This window comes from Spirillospora sp. NPDC046719 (genome assembly GCF_040645715.1).
In the GTDB taxonomy this organism is placed as follows: Bacteria; Actinomycetota; Actinomycetes; order Streptosporangiales; family Streptosporangiaceae; genus Spirillospora.
The window spans coordinates 1-4,237 of record NZ_JBEYYT010000632.1 but is presented as its reverse complement, the minus strand read 5'-3'; the positions used below and the strand labels follow the sequence as shown (position 1 = coordinate 4,237).

Sequence of the window (4,237 nt, the reverse complement as noted above, 5' to 3'; positions counted from 1 at the left end):
GGCGGTCCTCTCCCACCCCAGGTGCTCCGGTACCACGGGGCGGCGCGCGGGCGGGCCGGCGCCGACGCCGGCGGGGTCGTCGTCGCGTTCCAGCAGCCGCTGGAACGCGTGCCGCCCGACCTCGCCGAACGGCTGCCGGACGCTGGTCAGCGGGGGCGCGAAGTAGGGCGCCTCCGGAACGTCGTCGAAGCCCACCACGCTCACCTCCTCCGGGACGCGGCGGCCCGCCTCGCGCAGCGCGCGCAGCAGGCCGAGGGCCATCGGGTCGTTGGCGGCGAACACCGCGGTCACCGCCGGGTCGGCGGCCAGCCGCCGGCCGAGCTCGTACCCCGACCGGGCGCTCCAGTCGCCGGACAGCGGCTCGGGAACCTCGCGGCCCTCGTCCGCCAGCACCGAGCGCCAGCCGTCCACGCGGGCGCTCGCGTCGATCCAGTCCGCGGGGCCGGCCATGTGGAACACGGTCTCGTGCCCGAGGCTCAGCAGGTGCCGGACGGCCCGCACCGCGCCCGCGCGGTGGTCCACCGACGCGACCGGCACCGGCAGGTCGTCGCCCGCGCCGACCGCCACCACCGGCATGTCCGGCGGGAGGCGCCGCAGCCCCTCCGCCGCCGACTGATGCGGCGCGATGATGACGATCCCGTCCACCGACTGGGCGCGCAGCCGCTGCACGCCGTCCTCGATGGAGCGCTTGGTGAGCGAGCCGAGGCTGGCGATGTTGATCATGTAGTCGGCGCTGCGGGCGGCCCGCTCGATCCCGTACAGGGTCGAGGCGGGCCCGTACAGCGTCGTGTCGAAGCTGACCACGCCGAGCACCCCGGACCGGCCGGTCGCGAGCACGCGCGCCGCCGAGTTCGGCCGGTAGTCCAGCTCGCGCATCGCCGCGAGCACCCGCTCGCGGGTCCGGGGCGCGACCTTGCCGGGGTCGTTCAGCACCCGCGACACCGTCATCGCCGAGACGCCCGCGAGCACCGCGACGTCCTCCATGACCGCCGCGCGCGGCCGCGCGCCGCCCGGCCCGGAACCGGACGGGCCGGTGCCGGACGGGGGAGGGGGCGCCGCGGTGGTCACTGTGATCTGCTCCACATCGATCGGGTGCCCTGAATGTTTGCGCTAACGCAAACCGATGTCAATACCCAGGAAACAATCGTGGTAGCGCAAACATCGAGCACGGGGGAAAGGGGCGGCCGGAAACGCGCGTCGCGATCCGGTAACGCCGCTCTCGCGGACGGGGCGGAGCGGGGACACTTCCCGTGCGTCCGGGAAAGCACGGTGCCCGCGCCCGTGGGTTCCCGGTACCGGGGGACCGCCCCGGGTCCCAGCATGGAAAGGATGGTCGTGGTGATATCCGCCCCGCGGAGGCGCAGGTCGCCACCGTGGTTCGGTGCGGAGACGAGGCGCGCCCTCGCCGCCGGCCTCGCGGTGGCCGCGCTCGCGCTGGCCGCGGGATGGCCGTACTGGCGCGACCACGCCGCCGCGGCGGCGCTCGGCCTGGTCAGCACCGGCGGGATCGCGGTCGTCGGCGCGCTGCTGGCGACGGGAACCCGCACCCGGCGCACCGGGCTGCTGTTCCTGGCCGCGTCGCTGTTCTGGGCGCTGAACTGGCTGGCGAGCTGGAACACCGGGCCCGGACCGCTGCTGTCGCCGTACGCCCAGGCCGACTTCTACCTCACCCTCGCGGTGGGCGTCCTGCTGTACCCGGCCGGGCGGCTGGAGTACCGCGCCGACCGGATCTGGACGGTGTTCGCCTGCGCGGTCCTGTGGGGCTGCCCGACCGCGCTGTGGGTCACCTCGCGCCCGGCGTGGGCGGCGTTCCGCGGGCGGCACGTGTGGTGGCCGGCGCCGTTCCCGGACCACGCGGCGTTCCGCGCCGTCCTGGAGGTCTCCGCCGCGCTGTACCTCGTGCTCGCCGTCTCCTTCGCCGTCGTCCTGCTGCTGCGGCTGCCGAAGATGAGCCGGATGCGGCGGGTGGTGGCGCTGCCGGTCACCCTGGCCCTGGCGTTCGTCGGGCTCTCCGCGGCGCTGACGCAGCGGCCGATCATGGAGGAGTCCATCTCGCTGGACGCGCTGCTGCGGGTGTACGCGATCCAGGGCGCGGTGTCCGCCCTCATCCCGCTCGCGCTGCTGGCGTCCGGGCTGCGCGTCCGGCTCGCGGAACTGGCCGTCGCCGGCCGGATGCTGCGGCTGACCGCCCCGGTGTCGGTGGAGCGGATCCGCGACGCCCTCCGCGACGTCCTGCAGGACCCGTCCCTGGAGCTGTGGTTCTGGGCGCCCGCCGAGCAGGTCTACGTCGACACCGCGGGGCGCCCCGTCGCGCTGGACGCCGACGACGCCGAACCGGCGGGCGGGGATCCGCCGGAGGGGGACGGGGGGCGGTGGCGCCGCCGCGTCGAGACCGCCGCCGGCGAGCCCCTCGCTGTCGTGGAGCTGGGCGGGGCGCTGCGCGACCACGGGTCGCTGGTCGAGGCGGCGCTGGCGGCCGGGGGCCGGGCGCTGGAGACGGCGCGGCTCCAGTCCAACGTCCAGGCCGGCCTGGAGCAGGTGCGGTCGGCGTACGAGCGGCTGCTGCGCGCCGAGACCGTGGAGCGCGAGCGGCTGGCCCGCGACCTGCACGACGGCGCGCAGCAGCGGCTGCTGGCGCTCGGCGCGATGCTCGGCACCCTGGAGGCCCTCGCCGAGGACCCGGCCGTGAAGGAGCACGCGCGCACGTGCCGCGCGGAGCTGATGGCGGCGCTGGCCGAGCTGCGCGCGCTCGCCCGCGAGGTGCAGCCGGCCCTGCTCGTCCAGGACGGCCTCGGCCCGGCGCTGGAGGTCGTCGCCGAGCGGCTCGGCACCCGGGTGCTGCTGGACGTGACCGCCGAGCGCTACTCCCGCGAGATCGAGTCCGCGCTTTACTCGGTGCTCTGCGAGGCTTTGTCGTACGCTGTCGACCGCGCGCGTGCGACCCGCGTGACCGTCCGGGTGCGTCCGGACGGCCGCCGGCTGGTGGCCGAGGTCATCGACGACGGGGAGCGGCCGGGCGAGCCCGGCACGGTGCCGGACGCGCTGGCCGGGCGGATCAGGGCGCTGCGCGGCCATGTGGAAGTGGACGGCGAGCACGCCCGGGGCACGACGGTGAGGATGGTCCTGCCATGCGAGTAGCCGTGGCGGAGGACAGCGGGATCTTCCGGCAGGCGCTGGTCACCCTGCTCACCACGGTCGGCATCGAGGTGACGGTGTCCGCGGGATCGGGCGAGGAGCTGCTCGCCCGCGTCGCCGAGGACCCGCCGGACGTCGCGATCCTCGACCTGCACATGCCGCCGACGCACACCAACGAGGGCGTGGTCGCGGCGCGCGAGCTGATGCGGCGCCACGCCGGGATCGGCGTGCTGGTGCTGTCCGCCTTCAACGAGACGCCGCAGGCCATGGAGCTGTTCCGCGACCAGCCGCGCCGCGTCGGCTACCTGCTGAAGGACCACGTCACCGACGTCGACAACCTGCGCGGCGCGCTGGAGCGGGTGATGCGCGGCGAGGTCGTCATCGACCCGGACGTGGTGAGCCGGCTGGTCGAGGCCCGGCACCGGGAGCGGGAGCTCTCCCGGCTGTCCGGCCGCGAGCGGGAGGTCCTGGGCCTGATGGCGGAGGGGCACTCCAACGCGGGGATCGGCAAGCGGCTGCACCTGTCCGCCCGCACCGTGGAGGACCACGTCCGGGCCATCTTCACCAAGCTCAAGATCACCTCGTCGGGCGGGCCGCCCGGCCCGCAGGACAGCAACAAGCGGGTGCTGGCGGTGCTCACCTGGCTGCGCGCCGCCGAGACGCAGTGACGCGCCCGCACCGCCCGTTCCGCGCATCGATCGGGTAACGGGCTTCCGCGCAGGGCGGTGCTGTGGGGAGAATCCTCCGTACGAGTCCGGTCGCGGTACGTGACGCCGGTGGTGGCCCCCGCACGCCACCGGGGCAAGCCGCGGGCCGTGCCCGTGGCCGTCCGGCGCCCCCATCGTCCCGCCGCCGCGCCCCGGGCGCATCCGGGGAAACCCGAGGCCCGCCCGGTGGTTCCCCGGGTCCGCGTCCGCCGGCTCGCCGTGTGCGCGGTCTCCGGCGCGGGCCCCCGGGCCCTCGACAGGAAAGGGACGGCTGGCTGTGAGGACGGTGCGCCTGCGGGCGCCGTCGTGGTTCGGCGCCCCGCTGCGCCGCGCCGCCGCGGGGGGCGCGGCGGTGGCGGCGGGGGCGCTCGCCGCGGGCTGGCCGTACTGGCGCG

General features: G+C 76.0%; 3 protein-coding genes. 2 read left to right on the top strand and 1 reads right to left on the bottom strand.

All coding sequences use genetic code 11. From position 1 onward, the window contains the following. Nucleotides 1–1,083 (bottom strand): LacI family DNA-binding transcriptional regulator (locus ABZ914_RS47625; RefSeq protein ID WP_500201243.1); only part of this gene is annotated, 1,083 nt, incomplete at its 3' end. Nucleotides 1,084–1,329: 246 nt separating this feature from the next. Here ABZ914_RS47625 and ABZ914_RS47620 point away from each other — a divergent pair. Beyond that, nucleotides 1,330–3,138 (top strand): sensor histidine kinase, encoded by a 1,809-nt coding sequence (locus ABZ914_RS47620; RefSeq protein WP_500201242.1) that lies wholly within the window; start codon nucleotides 1,330–1,332, stop codon nucleotides 3,136–3,138. Further along, nucleotides 3,129–3,803, top strand: a complete 675-nt coding sequence (locus tag ABZ914_RS47615; protein ID WP_190854247.1) for a response regulator transcription factor — start codon at nucleotides 3,129–3,131, stop codon at nucleotides 3,801–3,803. The genes ABZ914_RS47620 and ABZ914_RS47615 overlap by 10 nt, the downstream gene beginning before the upstream one ends. Nucleotides 3,804–4,237 lie beyond the last annotated feature (434 nt).